Origin of the sequence: Deinococcus radiotolerans (genome assembly GCF_014647435.1) — a bacterium.
GTDB lineage: Bacteria > Deinococcota > Deinococci > Deinococcales > Deinococcaceae > Deinococcus > Deinococcus radiotolerans.
The window spans coordinates 192,160-209,108 of the sequence record NZ_BMPE01000004.1; the positions used below are offsets into that span (position 1 = coordinate 192,160).

16 protein-coding genes are annotated in these 16,949 nt (G+C 66.5%); 8 read left to right on the plus strand and 8 right to left on the minus strand.

Annotation, left to right across the window (positions count from 1 at the left end; all coding sequences use genetic code 11):
- Positions 1 to 295: 295 nt before the first annotated feature.
- From dnaN to pyk, 3 genes are all read left to right on the plus strand, one after another.
- A complete protein-coding gene (dnaN, locus tag IEY63_RS10565; protein ID WP_189068964.1) occupies positions 296 to 1,378 on the plus strand; it encodes a DNA polymerase III subunit beta in 1,083 nt (360 codons plus the stop codon).
- A gap of 148 nt (positions 1,379 to 1,526) precedes the next feature.
- Positions 1,527 to 2,795: a phosphopyruvate hydratase gene (gene eno / locus IEY63_RS10570; protein ID WP_155298634.1), complete on the plus strand. Its 1,269-nt coding sequence runs from the start codon at positions 1,527 to 1,529 to the stop codon at positions 2,793 to 2,795.
- A 69-nt stretch (positions 2,796 to 2,864) separates the two neighbouring features.
- Positions 2,865 to 4,307 carry a pyruvate kinase gene (gene pyk, locus IEY63_RS10575; protein ID WP_189068965.1) on the plus strand — a complete coding sequence of 481 codons (1,443 nt, stop codon included), beginning with the start codon at positions 2,865 to 2,867 and terminating at the stop codon, positions 4,305 to 4,307.
- Positions 4,308 to 4,577: 270 nt separating this feature from the next.
- Here the strand turns inward: pyk and tyrS are convergent, their stop codons facing one another.
- On the minus strand, positions 4,578 to 5,849 hold the full coding sequence (gene tyrS, locus IEY63_RS10580) for a tyrosine--tRNA ligase (RefSeq protein ID WP_229784646.1): 1,272 nt from the start codon (positions 5,847 to 5,849) through the stop codon (positions 4,578 to 4,580).
- 177 nt (positions 5,850 to 6,026) lie between these two features.
- On the opposite strand from tyrS, the gene IEY63_RS10585 reads away from it, so the two are divergent.
- Genes IEY63_RS10585 through IEY63_RS10595 form a run of 3 tightly spaced genes read left to right on the plus strand, consistent with a single transcriptional unit; the run spans position 6,027 to position 7,837 of the window.
- Positions 6,027 to 6,596 carry an MOSC domain-containing protein gene (locus IEY63_RS10585; protein ID WP_229784647.1) on the plus strand — a complete coding sequence of 190 codons (570 nt, stop codon included), beginning with the start codon at positions 6,027 to 6,029 and terminating at the stop codon, positions 6,594 to 6,596.
- 22 nt (positions 6,597 to 6,618) lie between these two features.
- Entirely contained in the window at positions 6,619 to 7,173 is a 555-nt protein-coding gene (locus IEY63_RS10590) for a YqhA family protein (RefSeq protein ID WP_189068967.1), read from the plus strand.
- The gene (locus IEY63_RS10595) at positions 7,160 to 7,837 is read left to right on the plus strand and encodes a tRNA (adenine(22)-N(1))-methyltransferase TrmK (RefSeq protein ID WP_189068968.1); all 678 of its coding nucleotides are present in this window, start codon (positions 7,160 to 7,162) and stop codon (positions 7,835 to 7,837) included. The genes IEY63_RS10590 and IEY63_RS10595 overlap by 14 nt, the downstream gene beginning before the upstream one ends.
- A 669-nt stretch (positions 7,838 to 8,506) precedes the next feature.
- Here the strand turns inward: IEY63_RS10595 and rny are convergent.
- The 5 genes from rny to rpsF all read right to left on the minus strand — a co-directional run bounded on the left by rny (position 8,507) and on the right by rpsF (position 12,828).
- Positions 8,507 to 10,225, minus strand: coding sequence for a ribonuclease Y (rny, locus tag IEY63_RS10600; protein ID WP_189068969.1), 1,719 nt, complete (start codon positions 10,223 to 10,225; stop codon positions 8,507 to 8,509).
- 497 nt (positions 10,226 to 10,722) lie between these two features.
- Positions 10,723 to 11,163, minus strand: coding sequence for a 50S ribosomal protein L9 (rplI, locus tag IEY63_RS10605; RefSeq protein ID WP_046843749.1), 441 nt, complete (start codon positions 11,161 to 11,163; stop codon positions 10,723 to 10,725).
- 11 nt (positions 11,164 to 11,174) lie between these two features.
- Positions 11,175 to 11,450 carry a 30S ribosomal protein S18 gene (gene rpsR / locus IEY63_RS10610; RefSeq protein ID WP_189068970.1) on the minus strand — a complete coding sequence of 92 codons (276 nt, stop codon included), beginning with the start codon at positions 11,448 to 11,450 and terminating at the stop codon, positions 11,175 to 11,177.
- A gap of 40 nt (positions 11,451 to 11,490) precedes the next feature.
- Positions 11,491 to 12,384 carry a single-stranded DNA-binding protein gene (locus IEY63_RS10615; protein ID WP_189068971.1) on the minus strand — a complete coding sequence of 298 codons (894 nt, stop codon included), beginning with the start codon at positions 12,382 to 12,384 and terminating at the stop codon, positions 11,491 to 11,493.
- Between the two features lie 135 nt (positions 12,385 to 12,519).
- Complete coding sequence (rpsF, locus tag IEY63_RS10620) at positions 12,520 to 12,828, minus strand: 30S ribosomal protein S6 (protein WP_189068972.1); 309 nt, start codon at positions 12,826 to 12,828, stop codon at positions 12,520 to 12,522.
- A gap of 143 nt (positions 12,829 to 12,971) precedes the next feature.
- Here rpsF and IEY63_RS22200 point away from each other — a divergent pair, with 143 nt between their 5' ends.
- The gene (locus IEY63_RS22200; protein ID WP_229784648.1) at positions 12,972 to 13,475 is read left to right on the plus strand and encodes a DinB family protein; all 504 of its coding nucleotides are present in this window, start codon (positions 12,972 to 12,974) and stop codon (positions 13,473 to 13,475) included.
- On the plus strand, positions 13,472 to 14,407 hold the full coding sequence (locus IEY63_RS22205; protein WP_229784649.1) for a GNAT family N-acetyltransferase: 936 nt from the start codon (positions 13,472 to 13,474) through the stop codon (positions 14,405 to 14,407). The genes IEY63_RS22200 and IEY63_RS22205 overlap by 4 nt, the downstream gene beginning before the upstream one ends.
- Positions 14,408 to 14,443: 36 nt before the next feature.
- Here IEY63_RS22205 and IEY63_RS10630 read toward each other — a convergent pair whose 3' ends face one another.
- Together IEY63_RS10630 and prfB are read right to left on the minus strand one after the other, a co-directional pair.
- Positions 14,444 to 15,418: a serine/threonine-protein kinase gene (locus tag IEY63_RS10630; protein WP_189068974.1), complete on the minus strand. Its 975-nt coding sequence runs from the start codon at positions 15,416 to 15,418 to the stop codon at positions 14,444 to 14,446.
- A gap of 126 nt (positions 15,419 to 15,544) precedes the next feature.
- Positions 15,545 to 16,640, minus strand: a protein-coding gene (prfB, locus tag IEY63_RS10635; RefSeq protein ID WP_189068975.1) for a peptide chain release factor 2 whose coding sequence is annotated in 2 segments (ribosomal slippage) — positions 15,545 to 16,594 and positions 16,596 to 16,640 — 1,095 coding nt in all. Because the reading frame shifts where the segments join, the coding sequence is not laid out codon by codon here.
- Between the last annotated feature and the right edge of the window lie 309 nt (positions 16,641 to 16,949).

Sequence of the window (16,949 nt, forward strand, 5' to 3'; positions counted from 1 at the left end):
CATTTCACGAGCTGTGGAAAAGCCTGTGGAAAAGCTGTGGATAACCCCCGGTTTACCTGTGGATAACTCTGTGGATAAACGTACCCCCTGACTCCCTGTGGATAACCTGCCAACTTTTCCACAGGTTATCCACAGGAAAGTGCCAGTTATCCACAATTTTGTCCACAAGGCAGATCTGCGCCTAGTGCAGCCCAAACCCACTTATCCACAGTTTCCACAGGACCTATTACTACTACTACTATCTTTTTTTAGAATAAAGACAGATAAAAGATAGGGACCAGACAGAGAGGCACGTATGAACGTACACGTCACCAAGAAAATCCTCAGCGAAGGCCTGGGCCTGCTGGAACGCGTCATCCCCAGCCGTAGCAGCAACCCCCTGCTCACGTCCCTGAAAGTCGAGGCGAGCGAAGCTGGCCTGACCCTGTCCGGTACCAACCTCGAAATCGACCTGTCGTGCTTCGTGCCCGCAGAGGTGAAAGATCCCCGTAACTTCGTGGTTCCTGCCCACCTGTTCGCGCAGATCGTGCGCAACCTTGGGGGCGAACTCGTTGAACTGGAACTCAGCGGCTCGGAACTCTCAGTGCGTGCGGGCGGCTCGGACTTCAAACTGCAGACCGGCGACATCGACGCCTACCCCCCGCTGAGCTTCCCCGCACAGGCTGATGTGAGCCTCGACGCGACCGAACTGGCCCGCGCCTTCTCCAGCGTGCGCTACGCCGCCAGCAACGAGGCCTTCCAGGCAGTCTTCCGCGGCATCAAGCTCGAGCACCGGCCCGAGGGCGCGCGCGTGGTCGCCTCCGATGGGTATCGCGTGGCGATCCGGGACTTCCCGGCCAGCGGGGACGGCCGCAACCTGATCATCCCGGCGCGCAGCGTGGACGAACTGATCCGCGTGCTCAAGGACGGCGAGGCCCGCTTCACGTACGGCGACGGGCAACTGAGCGTGACCACGGACCGCGTGCACATGAACCTGAAGCTCCTGGACGGGGACTTCCCGGATTACGAGCGCGTGATTCCCAAGGAGATCAAGTTGCAGGTCACGCTGCCCGCCACGGCGCTGAAGGAGGCCGTGAACCGCGTGGCGGTGCTGGCCGACAAGAACGCGAACAACCGCGTGGAGTTCCTGGTCTCGGAGGGCAAGCTGCGGCTGGCCGCCGAGGGCGACTACGGCCGCGCGCAGGACACGCTGGACGTGGTGCAGGGGGGCAGCGAGCCCGCCATGAGCCTCGCCTTCAACGCCCGGCACGTGCTGGACGCCCTGGGCCCGATCGACGGGGACGCGGAGCTGCTGTTCTCCGGGTCGACCAGCCCGGCGATCTTCCGCGCGGCGGGGGGCGGCGGGTACATGGCCGTGATGGTGACCCTGCGCGTCTGAGGTGCCGGGCGGGTGGGGCGCGCGGCCGCACCTGTCTGCACCGGAAGTTGAACCGGGTGCATCTTTCTGCGGGGGCACCCGCTTATAGTGTCTGAAGTACACCTACTCGCCTGCGGGCGACAGGGCCGTGATCCGGGAGGAAATAGGGATGAAGATTCAGAAAGTGATCGCCCGTGAAGTGCTGGACTCGCGCGGGAACCCCACCGTGGAAGCCGAAGTTCACCTCGACAGTGGCCTGCAGGGCCGCGCGATCGTACCCTCGGGCGCCAGCACCGGTACCCACGAGGCCCTGGAACTCCGCGACGGTGGCAGCCGCTACCTCGGCAAGGGCGTGCAGCAGGCCGTCAAGAACGTCAACGAGGCCCTCGGTCCGGCCGTGGTTGGTCTGGACGCCAGCGAGCAGGCCGCCATCGACGCCGCGCTCATGGCGACCGATGGCACCCCCAACAAGGGCAACCTGGGTGGCAACGCCATCCTGGCCGTCAGCCTCGCCGCAGCCCGCGCCGCGGCCGCTGAACTGAACATCCCGCTGTACCGCTACCTGGGTGGCAGCAACGCCAAGACCCTCCCGGTCCCGATGATGAACGTCATCAACGGCGGCGCGCACGCCGACAACAGCGTGGACTTCCAGGAGTTCATGGTCATGCCCGTCGGCGCGCCCAGCTTCCGCGAGGCGCTGCGCTACGGCGCCGAAACCTTCCACAGCCTCAAGAAGGTCCTGTCGAAGAAGGGCTACAACACCAACGTCGGCGACGAGGGCGGTTTCGCGCCGGACCTCAAGAGCAACGAGGAAGCGCTGGACGTGCTCCTCGAGGCGATCGAGAAGGCTGGTTACGAGCCCGGCAAGGACATCGCCATCGCGCTGGACCCCGCCGTGACCGAGCTGTTCAAGGACGGCCAGTACCACCTCGAATCCGAGGGCCGCGTGCTCTCAACCGCCGAGATGGTGGACTTCTGGGCCGACTGGGCCAGCCGCTACCCGATCGTGAGCATCGAGGACGGGTTGGCCGAGGACGACTGGGACGGCTGGGCGCAGCTGACCGCCAAGATCGGCGACCGCGTGCAGCTGGTCGGCGACGACCTATTCGTGACCAACCCCGAGCGCCTCCAGCGCGGCATTGACAGCAAGGTCGGCAACGCGATCCTGGTGAAGGTGAACCAGATCGGCAGCCTGACCGAGTCCATGGACGCCATCGAGCTGGCCAAGCGGCACCACTACGGCACGATCATCAGCCACCGCAGCGGCGAGTCCGAGGACGCGTTCATCGCGGATCTGGCGGTCGCCACGAACGCCGGGCAGATCAAGACCGGTTCGGCCAGCCGCTCGGACCGCATCGCGAAATACAACCAGCTGCTGCGCATCGAGGATAGCCTCGGTGACCGCGCGGTGTTCCCGGGCCGCAAGGCGCTGCGCTAACCCCGGCAGGCGGGCGGCGGGGGTGACCCTGACCGCCCGTCGCCTTCACGCGCTTGGAAAGGATTCCAGATGAAACAGATTGACCGCGCCACCAAGATCGTCGCCACCGTCGGGCCCGCCAGCCGCACCCCGGACGTGCTGAGCCGCATGATTGACGCCGGACTGAACGTCGTCCGCATGAACTTCAGCCACGGCGACCCCGAGGACCACCGCCAGACGGTGCAGATGGTCCGCGAACTGGCCGCCAAGAAGGGCGTCACCATCGGCATCCTGCAGGATCTCCAGGGCCCGAAGATCCGCGTGGCCCGCTTCAAGGACGGCAGCGTGACCCTCGCGCCCGGCGACAAGTTCACGATCACCATGGACGACGTTGAGGGCGACGAGACCCGCGTGGGCACCACCTACAAGGACCTCGTGCGCGACGTGCACCCCGGCATGGCCCTGCTGCTGGATGACGGCAACATGGCCCTGCGTGTCGAGGGCGTGCGTGGCAACGACGTGCTGACCACCGTCGTGATCGGCGGCGTCCTGAAGAACAACAAGGGCATCAACGTGCCCGAAGCCGACCTGAGTGTGCCCGCGCTGTCTGAGAAGGACGTGCAGGACATGGAGTTCGGCGCGGAACTGGGCGTGGACTGGGTGGCGCTGAGCTTCGTGCGCTCCCGCGACGACCTGCTGCTGGCCCGCCACTACATGTCCCGCTTCGGCAGCCGCGCCAAGCTGATGGCCAAGATCGAGAAGCCGCAGGCCGTGGACCGCTTCGAGGACATCCTGAAGGAAGTGGACGGCATCATGGTCGCCCGCGGTGACCTGGGCGTCGAGATGCGCCCCGAGCAGGTCCCCACCATCCAGAAGCGCATCATCCGCATGTGCCGTGAGGCCGGGAAACCCGTGATCACGGCCACGCAGATGCTGGAGAGCATGATCAGCCTGCCGCGCCCCACCCGCGCCGAGGCGTCCGACGTGGCCAACGCCATCTACGACGGCACGGACGCCGTGATGCTCTCGGCGGAATCCGCCGCCGGGCAGTACCCGGTCGAGGCGGTCGCCATGATGGCCCGCATCGCCCGCGAGGCCGAGGGCAGCGAGCATTACAAGATGCTCCAGCGCTCCTTGGTGATCGACACTGAACTGGCGCAGGATGCCATCGCGTCGGCCGCGTGCAGTATCGGCGAGAAGCTGGACTCCCCCGCCATCGTGACCTTCACGAGTACGGGCGGCGCGGCGGCCCGTATCGCGAAGAACCGTCCCCCGCTGGCGATCCTGGCCCTGACGCCCAACGAGCAGACCCGCAACCAGCTGGCGCTGTCCTGGGGCGTCGTGCCGGTGCTCAGCGAGGACCCCCGCAACACCGACGATATGGTCCGCATTGCCAACGATGAGCTGCGCCGCAGCGGCCTGGCGGATGTGGGCGACCGTTACGTGATCACGGCGGGCGTGCCCTTCGGCGTGCGCGGCACAACGAACATGCTGCGCGTTGAGCGTCTGCGTGAGGATCTGCTGCAACCCTGAACATGGGTTTCGCCTGATCTGGGTGCAAACTTCATCTGAGCGTCAGATTTTTATCCACAGGGACGGGCTTTTTCCACACCGACCCTGTGGATAACTGTTGTGTTGTCCACAGGGTTTTGCTGCGCCTGGCGGTCATCCACAGGCAGGGACAGTTGTCCACAGCTGCCTGTGCATAACTTTCCCCCTCTGGCCTTGACCTGAAGGTTGCATGAAGATGGGCCTCCCAGCGCCTGGGAGGCCCATGAAGGCCCCATGAAGTTCAGGGGTGGATCAGGACCCCAGAACCAGTCGCGCGAACTTGTCCTTGCCCTTCTGAATGACCGCACCGCCCTCCTGAGACAGCTGCTCGCGGGTCAGGCTGGCCTGCGCGTCCGTCACAGCCTCCCCGTTCAGTTTCAGGCCCCGGTTCTGCATCAGCTTGCGGGCCGCGCCGTTGCTGGGCTCCAGGCCCGCCAGGACCACCAGCTTCACCAGACTGATCCGCTCGGGGTCAGCACTGTTCGCCAGTTCCGCCGCGGGCACCGTCACGGTCGGGATGTTCTGCGGAATGCCCCCCTTGGCGACGCTGCGGAAGCGGGCCTCGGCGGCGTCCAGATCCGCGTCCGGGTGGAACCACGCCACCACCTCGCGCGCCAGTTCGCGGTGCGCGGCCACCGGGTGTCCGGCCAGCAGCTCCTCGATGCGGGGGCGGGGCAGGTCGGTCAGCAGCGTGAAGTAGTTGTCCAGCAGCGGGTCGGGCACCTTCATCAGCTTCGCGAACATCTCGTGCGGCTCGTCGGTCAGGCCGATGTAGTTGTCGAGGCTCTTGGACATCTTCTCGGTGCCGTCCAGACCCACCAGCAGCGGCAGCGTCATCACAACCTGTGATTCCTGCCCGTAATCCCGCTGCAGCGCGCGGCCCACCAGGTTGTTGAAGAGCTGATCGGTGCCGCCCAGCTCCACGTCTGCCTCCAGCGCCACGGAGTCGTAGCCCTGCGTGAGGGGATACAGCAACTCGTGCACGGCGATGGGCACGCCACCCTCAAAGCGCTTGCGGAAGTCGTCGCGTTCCATGATGCGCGCGACCGTGTAGCGGCTGGCCAGGCGGATCACGTCGGCGTACCCCATGGGCTCCAGCCACTCGCCGTTGAAACGCACTTCCAGCACCTCGGGTTCCTGGCGCAGGATCAGGCGGCACTGCTCCAGGTAGCTCTTGGCGTTCTCGCGGGTCTGCTCCAGCGTCAGGGGTGGGCGGGTCTTGCTCTTGCCGCTGGGGTCGCCGATCATCGCGGTGAAATCACCGATCAGCATGATCACCTTGTGGCCCAGGTCCTGGAACTGGCGCATCTTACGCAGGATCACAGCGTGCCCCAGGTGCAGGTCCGGGCGGGTCGGGTCGGCGCCCAGCTTCACGCGCAGCGGCTGACCCTTGGCCAGTTTTCGGCGCAGGTCGTCCTCAGACACCAGATCCACGACGCCGCGGCGCAGCAGCTCGATCTGGTCGTCCACAGGTAGGTTCCATCGGATGGGGGCGGGTTCTTGCCGGGTCATTTCATTCTGCATGAGCACTCCATGGGGGAGCGGCGCATCAGGACTGTCCGGATGCGCCGCTCGGGGTTGGATTTCAGGCTGTGACTGACCCTGCTCCCACCGGTGGCGGCGGGCAGGGATACGCACGTCGGGTCAGACGCCTCATGCCGCCCAGCATAACAGGCGCCGCCGCCCGTTAGCATGCCTGCTGTGAAGACCATTCAGGAGTTGCGTGACACCTTCCCCCGCCCCGGCGTGATCGAGTGGCTGGGGCTGCGCCCCGCGCGCCGCGCACCCGTGCAATCGGTGCCGGAGGTTGAGGCGCACCCGCTGGTCGGATTGATCGGCGATCACGGGAAACTCGCCCCGCCTCGCCTGACCGCCCTGACAGGCGAGGCGGGGGAGGCCGCACGCCCCGCGAACGCCCCCGCCATTCCCGGCGGGCCCGGGCGACGGCAGGTGACGCTGATCCAAGCCGAGCACCTGCCCGTGATCGCCGCGCTGGCCGGACTGAACGAGGCGAGCCCGGAACAGCTGCGCCGCAACATCGCCGTGCGCGGTATTCCCCTGCTGGCCCTGAAGGACCGCCGCTTCCAGATTGGCGAGGCGATCCTGGAAGGCACTGGCGAGTGCCACCCCTGCTCGCGCATGGAGGAAACCCTGGGTGAGGGCGGGTACAACGCCGTGCGCGGGCACGGCGGCCTGACCGCCCGCGTGATCCGGGGCGGCGTGATCAGATTGGGTGACCAGATCCGCCCGCTGCCCAGCCCGGACGCCTGAGCTGGCCAGTATCCTGAGCAGCATGCCGAAGCGCCCCGCTCCGCCCCTGAGTCGCACGCGGCGCGTCACGCTGGCGGGCGCGTTCGGGTTCACGCGCCTGATCGTGGAGCTGGGCGTGCTGAGTTCCTTCGCGTTCAGCCTCGCGCTGTTCGTCGCGGCCATCGCACAGGCGTACGCGACGATCCGCGCGGCGCTGGGTGACCTGGGTGAGGCGCACACCACCAAGAGCCTGATCGTCGCGGCGGTCGAGCAGGCCGACACGCTGCTGGTGGGCGTGGCGCTGCTGATCATCTCGTTCGGCTTGCAGGCGCTGTTCGTGGGCCGCGTGCAGAACGTACCCCGCTGGCTGCACATCGACTCCTTCGACGACCTGAAACAGAAACTGATCGGCATCGTGATCGTGGCGCTCAGCGTGAACTTCTTCAGCGTCGCGCTGGAATGGAAGAGCGGGTCCGACATCCTCGTGTACGGCGCGGCCATTGCCGCCGTGATTCTCGCGGTGGGCGCGTACTCCGTGATTCTCTCGCGCCTCGGTCACCGCCCAGACGCGCCCGACGACCAGCATGCCGAACCTTGACGCGCGCCTCCAGGCGGCCCTGCACCTGATCCAGGCCGAGACTCACGCGGACATCGGCAGTGACCACGCGCACCTCCCGATCAGGCTGGCCCAGCTGGGCCGCATCACTCGCGGCGTGATTGTCGAGGTGAACTCAGGCCCGCTGGAACACGCCCGCGTGAACGTCGCCCGCGCGGGCCTCACGGACCGCCTGGAGGTCCGCGCCGGGAACGGCCTGGCCCCGCTGGCGCCCGGCGAGGTGCAGAGTGCCAGCATGACCGGCATGGGCGCGCAGACCATGCTGGGCATCCTGACCCGCACGCCAGGGCGCGTGCCGGACGCGCTGGTGCTGCAACCGAATGACAGTCCGGAACCGCTGCGCCGCTGGGCGCAGGAAAGCAGCTACCACGTCGCGGCGGAGGTCCTGGCCCCCGGCTTCTGGCGGTACCCGGTGCTGAGGCTGGAACGCCAGTCCGGCCCTGACCCGGCCTACGCGGGCCTGCCCGGGAACGCGGCCCTGCGGTACGGCCCGCTGTTGCTGCGCGAGGGGAGCGGGCTGCTGCGTGAACAGGTCGCGGCGGACATCGCCCGTTTGACGCCGCTGGCCGCCCCAGGCCGCGCCGCCGAGCACGACCTGCACGTCGCGCAGAGCGCCGCCGTGTGGCTCTCAGGGAATAGAAAATAAAAAACCCGCCTTCTTCGGCGGTGATAGAAAAAACATAGCGCGGTATGCAGTCGGCGTCAAGTCTTGCGGAATAGCTGGAAAAACACCGTCCTGGAGAGGCTTTTTCCCTAGTACTTCTGCGGAGATATGCAGCTCCGGTCGGTGTGCCCGACCTTCCCGAAGGGGCTGGTGGCGGCTTCCCCGATGAAGGGGACAGCTGGCCGCCGGGAGTCACGGGGGACCAAAACGAAAAATCCGCCCTTCTCGGACGGTGATGGGAAAAGAATAGCGCGGTATGCAGGTCCGGTCAAGTCCTACGTGCTGACCAGAAATTTGTCGCGCTGGACGTTCTGCTATTAAGAGCGGTAGCCGAGGGCTATGCAGTTGGGCACGCCGACGCGATGCTAATCTTCCGGCTGCCGCGCGTCGGACTGGTAGTGTCCGGATGCCTCATCGGCAGGGAGCGGCTCCCGGTGGTGGCTTACTTGGGGAGGCCCAGACCAAAACGAAAAATCCGCCCTTCTCGGACGGTGATAAAAATAGGATACCCCGATATGCAGGCCGTGTCAATCCCCACGCATCGGCCTGAAAAATCTCGTGCTACACGGGTGATCTCCAGCGACGTTCCTGGCGGTATGCAGCGAGGAGGGCCGGAGCGCATAGCCCCGGCCCTCCTCTTCCCGTCTCTGCTCAGCGGGCGACTTCCACGGCGCGGCTCTCGCGCACCACGGTCACCTGCACCTGCCCGGGGTACTCCATGTCCTGCTCGACCCGCCCGGCGATCTCGCGGGCCAGCAGGGTCGCCTGGGCGTCCGTGACCTTCTCCGGCTGCACGATGACGCGTACCTCGCGCCCGGCCTGGATGGCGTACGCCTGCTGCACGCCGGGGAACGATACGGCGATCTGTTCCAGCATCTCCAGGCGGCGCACGTACGATTCCAGTTCCTCGCGGCGCGCACCAGGGCGGGCGGCGCTGATCGCGTCGGCGGCGGCGACGAGCACGGAGTACAGCGTCTCGCCGTTCTCCGGGTCGTGGTGGTGCGCGATGGCGTCGATGACCTCGGCGGGCTCGCCGAAGCGCTTGGCGAGGTTGATGCCGATCTCGACGTGCGTGCCGTCAATCTCGCGGTCGATGCTCTTGCCGACGTCGTGCATCAGTCCCGCGCGGCGGGCCATGCCGGCGTCCAAGCCCAGCTCACCGGCCATGATGCCGGTCAGGTGCGCCACCTGAATGGAGTGTTTCAGGACGTTCTGACCGTAGCTGGTGCGGAAGTACATGCGGCCCAGCAGCTGCACGAGGCCCGGCTTGATGCCGACCACGCCCGCCTCGATGGCGGCTTCCTCGCCCTGGGCGTGCATGAAGGTCTTCATCTCATCCTGCGCCTTGTGCACCATCTCCTCGATGCGGGTCGGGTGTATGCGGCCGTCGGCGACCAAGGCGTCCAGGACGTGTTTGGCAACCTCGCGCCGCACCGGGTTGAAGCTAGAGAGGATCACCGCTTCGGGCGTGTCGTCGATGATCAGGTCCACGCCGGTCAGGGCCTCAAAGGCACGGATGTTGCGGCCCTCACGGCCGATCAGGCGGCCCTTCATGGCGTCGTTCGGGATGGGCACGACCGATACGCTCAGCGCGGCGCTCGTCTCGGAGGCGCTGCGCTGGATGGCCTGCGCGATCACGTGCCGCGCCGAGCGTTTCGCGTCGGCGGTGGCGCGTTCCTGCATGGCCTTCACGCGGATGGCCTTCTCCTCCTCCAGCTCGGCGTCCAGGCGGGTCAGGATGTCCGCGCGGGCCGCCTCGGGGGACAGGCCCGCGATCTCGAACAACTTGAGGTCCGCCTGATGGAGTCGCGCGGCGATCTCCTGCTCCTGCGTGCTCAGATGCCGGGCGCGGTCCTCGAGGCGCTCTTCCAGCGAGTCGAGTTTCTCGCCGCGCGCGTCGAGCTGCTCGGCGCGGCGGTTGAGCCGCTCGATCTCGCGCTTGAGTTCCTCACGTTCCCGGCGGGTTTCCTGGCGGTCACTGCTCAGCGCCTCGCGTTCCCGGGCGGCGTCCTGCTTGGCCTGCGCGCGTTCCTGTTCCAGCCCGGCGCGCAGGGCGCTGACCTGCTCCCGCTGGCTGTCAAGCTGGGCCAGTTGCGCGTCGAACTGCGCAAGCTGAACGCTGAGCTGAGCTTCTCTTTCGGCGGCTTCCTTGATTCTGCGGGTGGCGTCCTGCCTGTCCTGGTCAGCTTCGGCCCGCGCCATGCGGGCGTCGGTGTCGGCCTGAGCGCGGATGCGATCCGCTTCACGCTGGGCGTCCTGTTGCAGGCGGTTGTCGATCTCGGCGCGCTGCCGCGCCCCACGACTCTGCCCTATCAGGAACCCCCCGACCAATCCGAGCAGCAGCCCCACGATGATCCATGCGATCGTCACGGTGCGCTCCTTTGGGTGTGTTGCATGGGGCACGCGCCTGAATGGCCACGCGCCCCGAGGTGGGAAACTGAGGGTGAACGCCTCCGCTGTGATGGACCTGTGGGGACGTTCGCCCCAAGTGTAGCGGGAAAGCCCGGCAGCGCGCGAAGGCCTGACCCTTCAGGTGGTCAGGGCAGGCAGGAGGCAGGAACGACGGTTCTTCAAGACCGCCTGAGCAGGTCAGCGGTGGTCAGGGTTGCACGGTGAAGGTCAGGGTCCCGGACAACCCGGGGTTCAGGAGCTTCACCTTCGCCGCAACTGCACCCAGCAGCGACCCTCTTCCCTGGGGGCTGACTGTGGCGAACGTGGAACTGGAGCCTGGCGTCCGCCACAGGTTCAGTGGGCCACTGCTGATGTGCAGCAGCGCTGCGTGGGCGCGCTGGCATGGAGGGAGCAGTGAATGGGTGGGGAAGTAGAAAACCCCCGCCGTGGGGCGGGGGTCAAACGCTTGATGGCGTTTACTTCGCGGCGTGCACCACGAGCTTCATGGGGATGCTCACTTCGGGGTGGGCGCGGTAGGAGATGTCGTACTCGCCAATTTCCTTGACGGTTTTCGGCATCGTGATGCGGCGCTTGTCCACGTCGAAGCCCAGCTTGTCCAGGGAGTCGGCAACGTCTTGGTGCGTGACCGCACCGTAGATCTTGCCTTCGCCGGCGCGGACGCTGAGTTCCACGGCGACGCCGTTCAGGCGGCTGGCGAGGTCCTCGGCGCTGGCCTTCTCGGCCGCCAGGGTCTTCTGGCGGGCGCGGATGCGGGCTTCGAGGCTCTTCATGTTGCTGGCGGTGGCCGGCGTGGCGATACCCTGGGGGATCAGCCAGTTGCGGGCGTAGCCGTCTTTGACGTTCACGACGTCGCCGGTCTTGCCGAGCTTGCCGGGTTCAAGAAGAATTACTTGCATGTCAATTCTCCTTATTTCCGGACGAGCTTCTCGGTGTAGGGCAGCAGGGCCAGCTGGCGGGCGATCTTGATCGTCTGCGCGATGCGGCGCTGGTGCTTGGCCGAGAGGCCCGTGCGGCGGCGGGGGAGGATTTTGCCCGTGTCGCTCACGAAACGGCGCAGCATCTTCACGTCTTTGTAATCGGTGATTTCCAGTTCTCCAATGGAGAACGGATCGACCTTGGGCTTGCGGGGACGCTTGGGTCCCTTGCCGCGCGGTTTGCGCTCGGCGTTGTTGGTCTGGGTCATGGGTTAGTCCTTGAAATCTGCGTTCCGTGCCCAAGCGGGTTTAGAACGGCAGGTCTTCTTCGTCCGGTGGGAAATCGTCGAGACCTTGGTCAATATCTAAGCCGCCCGAACGGTTCCCCGTGTTCGCTGCCCGGCTCGGCTGGCTGTAGCCGCCGCTCTGGGGGCGCGCCGCACTGCTCGCGGTCTGCGTGCGAGGTCCGGCGGGGGTGGCTGCAGGGTTACCGGCCCCTGCGCCTCGGGACAGGGCTTCGACTCGCGTCGCCTCTACTTTGGTGCTGTTGCGTTTGTTGCCGTCGCGGTCGGTCCACGCTTCGTTGACCAGTCGTCCCTGCACGAGCACGGGGTCCCCCTTGCGGAGGTCTTTCATGCTCTCGGCGAGTTCGCGCCACAGCGTCACGTCGATCCAGTGGGTCTTCTCCTGCCGCTGGCCCTGACGGTCGTTCCATGTCTCGTTCACGGCCAGGCCGAGTCCGAGCACGGCGTCGCCGGCGGGGGTGTAGCGTAGTTCGGGGTCGCGGGTGACGTTCCCGATGAGAATGACTTCGTTCATGCCGCTGCTCATGCGAACGCCGCCTCCGGCGTCCTGAACGAGTTCGGGAGTATATCCGAGCTGTTCCATGCGCAGGGCTTTCACGCGGACCATGCTGCGTTTGCCGCCTTCAGGGGCTTCCCACTGGCTGTACTCCACGCTGCCTTCGACCATCACGGCGTCGCCGCCTTTCAGGTTGCGTTCGGCCTGCCACTCGGCGGGTTTGCCGAGGATGGACACGCGGTGGTACCAGGGGAGTTTGCGTTCGCGCCCGTCGTTGCCGATGATGTGATCTTCACCGGCGATGGTGGCTTCGAACACGGCGGTGCCGCTGGGGGTGTAGCGCAGTTCGGGATCGCGGGCGAGTGCGCCGATCAGGTAAACGTGGTTCATGCCTCGGGCCATGACGTGGTCTCCTTTGTTGCTGGCTGAATCCGGCAGGATTCGTACTGGGGTCTTGAATGCGGCTGGCTGTGCGGCCCTTGCGGGTTGACCGTACGATAACAAACCTGATCTCGTTACGTCAATGGCGTAAAAAGATCAGGCCTTCTTGGTCTTCCACTCCGGGCGGTCCTTGACCACCAGGACGCGGCGCACGTGGTCACGCAGACGCAGGGTGCTGGCGATGTCCGTTTCGGGGTTGCCAGCGGCCTTGATGGTGTACATCAGGTAGTAGCCCTCGCGGTCCTTGCTCACGGCGTAGGCGAGGCGGCGGTTGCCGAGCTCGTCCAGGGTGCTGATTTCCCCGCCCGCGTTCTTCACGGTGGTCTCGATGTATTCCTTCTCGATGCCCACCTGCTCGGCGCTGAGGTTGGGGTTCAGGATCAGGTTCAGGTCGTACTGGTTCATAGTTCACCTCCTCTGTCGCCACTCGCGGGCAAGGTCAGGCCTCGCCGGGCAGCGCAACTCACCACATTACCAGACTTGACGCGGGGTTGCCAGCGGTCAGATGACGCATGCCCGCCCGCCTCGCGCCCCGTACGCTGAGCGGCATGACGAACCCCAGCGAGTCGGCGTCCAACGCGGTCAGCGGCATCCTCGGCATCCTGCGGGAAGCCGTCTTGGGCGGTCAGCCCGGTCAGGGCACCGCCTTCCTGGACGGCACAAAGGCAGACGGCAGTGGCAACCACGGCCTGCTGGCCACCCTGGACGCCCTGAGCGCTGCGCAGGCCAGCCAGGACGTACTGGGCAGCACCGTGGCCGCGCACGCAGCCCACACTGCCTACCACCTGGAGGTCATCGTCCGCTGGGAACGCGACGGCGACCGGGGTCCCTTCGACTGGAAGGGCAGTTTCGAGCCCACCCACGTGGACGATCCGGCGTGGGCGGCGGTCCGGGCCCGCCTGCGCGCCGCGTACGAGGATCTGGTGGCCTTCGCGCGCACCTGGGAAGGCCGCCCTGTGGACGGCGACGTGACCGAGGGCCTGAGTGGCGCGGTCGCGCACGTCGCGTATCACCTGGGGGCGATCCGGCAACTGGTCAAGGGCGTGCAGTGACCCAACCTCGCCCCTACACCCCGGACGACGCTCCGGCTTTCGCTGCGCTGCTGTCCCTGGGCGGACGGAGTACCAGCGCGGACGACCTGCTCGCCACTGACGCCCGGCGCGCTCACGGTGACCAGCCCTGGCGGCGCGTCCTGACGTCCCCCGACGGCCGGGTGCTGGGTGGCGCACAGGTGCAGCGGTCCCTGTTCATCCCACCGGACTTCCTGCACGTCAGTGTGCTGGTCTTCCCGGAAGCCCGTGGGCGCGGGGTGGGAGAGACCCTGTGGCAGGCGGCGCGTCAGGAGGCACTCGGGCAGCAGGCCCAAGGCCTGAGCGTGGACGTCCCGGACGGTGATCCGGCCGACCGCGCCTGGGCCGAGCGACGCGGCTTCACGCTGCGCGCCCACCGCTTCGCCTCCGAGCTCGATCTGCGGAACGTCAGGGTGGCCGACTTCCAGCCCGCCCTGGACGGTGCACGCGCCCAGGGCGTGACCTTCACCGACCTGCGAGGTGCGGACGACGCCACGCTGCGCCGGTACGTGGAGTTCGTCGCGGACCGCCTGATGGACACGCCTGACCTCTCTGGCTACCCCCGCTGGACTTCCGCTCAGGTCCGCGAGATCCTGCGACTGGAATCCGACCCACGGCCCGACTGGCTGATGCTGGCGGTCGGGCCGGACGGCGAGTGGCTGGGGACGACCGTCATGGTCCGCTTCCGGCACCTGCCCTTCGTCTACAACGAACTGACCGCCCTGCACCCCAGCGCGCGCCGACGCGGTCTGGCCCTGCCCCTGAAGTTGCAGGCCGTGCAGCGCGCTCAGGCGGAGGGGCACACGACCATGCGTACCAACAACCATTCACTGAATGCACCCATGCTGGCCGTCAACCGTCGCCTGGGCTTCCGGGCTCTGGCGGGCCGTTTCGAGATGCACCGCCTGACCTGAGCGCCCCAGTGGAGTGCTTCGCTGCCCATACCCCTGCTATTTGCGGCGGCGGAACGGATTCCAGCGAGGCCCGCTCCGCTCCTCCCGGGGCTCGGGGTCAGCGCCGGGCGGTGTGGCGGGCCTCACCTGAGCGGGGGCATGACGGCCCATGGGCCGCACAGGCTCCACCTCGGGCTTGACGGCCTCCTCGTACACCTCGTCCTCCGGCGTTTCCCCCAGAGCGCTCAGCAGGGCCCGGCGGATCTGGTCCGCACTGGGCCGGTCCGTGGGCCGTTTCGCCAGAGCCAGCTCGGCCAGGCGACCCACGGACCGGGTCACCTGCGGATTCAGCTGCGTCAGCGACGGTGGGAAGCGCGTCAGGTGCGCCACCATCAACTCCTCGTAGGTGTGCCCGTTGAAGGGCCGGTCCCCGCCCAGCAGTTCGTACAGCATGATCCCCAGGCTGTACACGTCGCTGGCGCTGCTGGTCGCCTCACCCTGGTACACCTCGGGCGCCATGTAGTACGGACTGCCGCTGGTCTTGCCGCCCTGCGACACGAAGTACGTGTTGCCCAGGTCACCCAGCGCCGCGCGGCCGTCCTCCATGACGTACACGTTGTGAGGCTTCACGTCCTGATGCACGGCGCCCTGATGGTGCAGGTAGGTCAGCGCCGACGCGAGATCCGCCAGGATCCGCAGCGCCTGGTCAGGCGGCAGGGTCCGGTCGGGCAGGTCCGCCAGCTGCTCATTCAGCGCACCCTGGGGGTAGTACGTGATCGCCAGGAATGCCCCCGGACCGAATGGCGTGCCCCCGAACCCCCGCACCAGATGTGGATGGCGGAACTGCAGGGTCAGGCGCACCTCATTCCCGAACCGTTCCGCGGCGTCCTGCACCGACAGCGTCTCCGGATGCGGGAGCTTCAGCGCCACCAGCTGCCCCTGCGCGTTCGAGGCCAGGCGCACCAGTGAGGTGTTCCCGCGCCCCAGCACGCGGTGCAGGGTGTATCCGTTTATGGTGCTCGCCTCGGTCATGCTTGCCCTCAAGGGTGTCACGTTCCACAGCGGCTGACAAGCATGAACGCCACCACCCCACGCAGCACCAAGGAAAAGGAAAAGGCGCCACCGCACAGAGCGGCGCGCCCGGTCCCTTCACTGCCGTTATTCGTCGTCGCTGCTTTCTTCAGCCACGCGCTTCCCAGCCATCCATTCCAGGCCAGCCCACTGCAGGTCTTCCAGGTCGCCGTCCAGCACGTCGTCGGGGTTGTGCTTCATGACGCCCGTCCGGTGATCCTTGATGTACTGCTTGTCCAGCACGTATGAGCGGATCTGGCTGCCCCACTCGATCTTCTTCTGCTCACCGCGCGCCTTGGCTTCCTCTTCCTCACGCTTGCGCATCTCAATGTCATAGAGGCGCTGCTTGAGGATCTGCAGGGCGATCTCGTGGTTTTTGATCTGCGAGCGCGTCTGCTGCGAGGCCACCGCAATGCCCGTCGGCAGGTGGGTCAGGCGCACGGCCGAGTCGGTCGTGTTCACGCCCTGCCCGCCCGCGCCCTGCGAGCGGAACACATCACGGCGCAGGTCGCTGTCCGGAATGTGAATGTTGATCTCCTCTTCCGGCACCTCCGGGACGACGTCCACCGACGCGAAGGACGTGTGACGGCGGTTGTTGCTGTCGAAGGGTGATACGCGCACGAGGCGGTGCACGCCGTGCTCGGGCAGCATCATCCCGAAGGCCTTCTCGCCGCGGATGATGAATTCGCTGCTGATCACGCCGGCCTGATCGCCGTCCACCTGATCGATCAGGTCCACCTTGTAGCCCCGGCGTTCGGCCCAGCGCATGAACATCCGGGTCAGCATCCCGGCCCAGTCCATGCTCTCGGTGCCGCCCGCCCCACTCTTCACGCGCACGATCGCGGCCGTGTCGGCGTGCTTCATGGTGAACAGCGTTTCCTTGTACAGCTCATCCACGCGTGTCTCGATGGACGTCTGCTCTTCCATGAGCATCTCGCGCTCGTCGGCGTCGGCCATCTCCAGCATCTCGCTGAGACCCTGCGCGTCCGAGTTCAGCGTCTGGTACCCCTCGACCACGCGGCGGAGCGTGCCTGCTTCCTGCGTCACCTTGCGGGCGCGCGCGGAATCGTTCCAGAGTTCCGGGTCGCTCAGTTCACGGTCCAGTTCGTTCAGGCGGCGTGTTTTTCCGGGAATGTCAAAGGTACTCCCGGAGCGACGCGAGTTTTTCCAGCAGTTCCTGCATGGGCGTGCCTCCCTTCCGCGCACTCCCGTTGAGCGGGACGCGGGTTCATATGCCAAGAGAAGAGTATAGGGACGCCCCCGACACAACAGTGGCCCAGAGGAAGCAGAGCAACAAAGCTTGCTTGGAGCGGGAAGAGGAGGTGCAAGGCCTGTTCTACGGTTCGCTGCATGGACGAGCTGAGCAATGATGCTCGTTCTTCCGGTGCTCCTTCCTGCTCTCGAGGACATGCTGCGCGTGGTCGCCTGGGCGTGCGAGCGAAGGTCAAGGAGGGCTTTGGGTTGGGGTGTTGACAGATTCACGCGGGGCCTG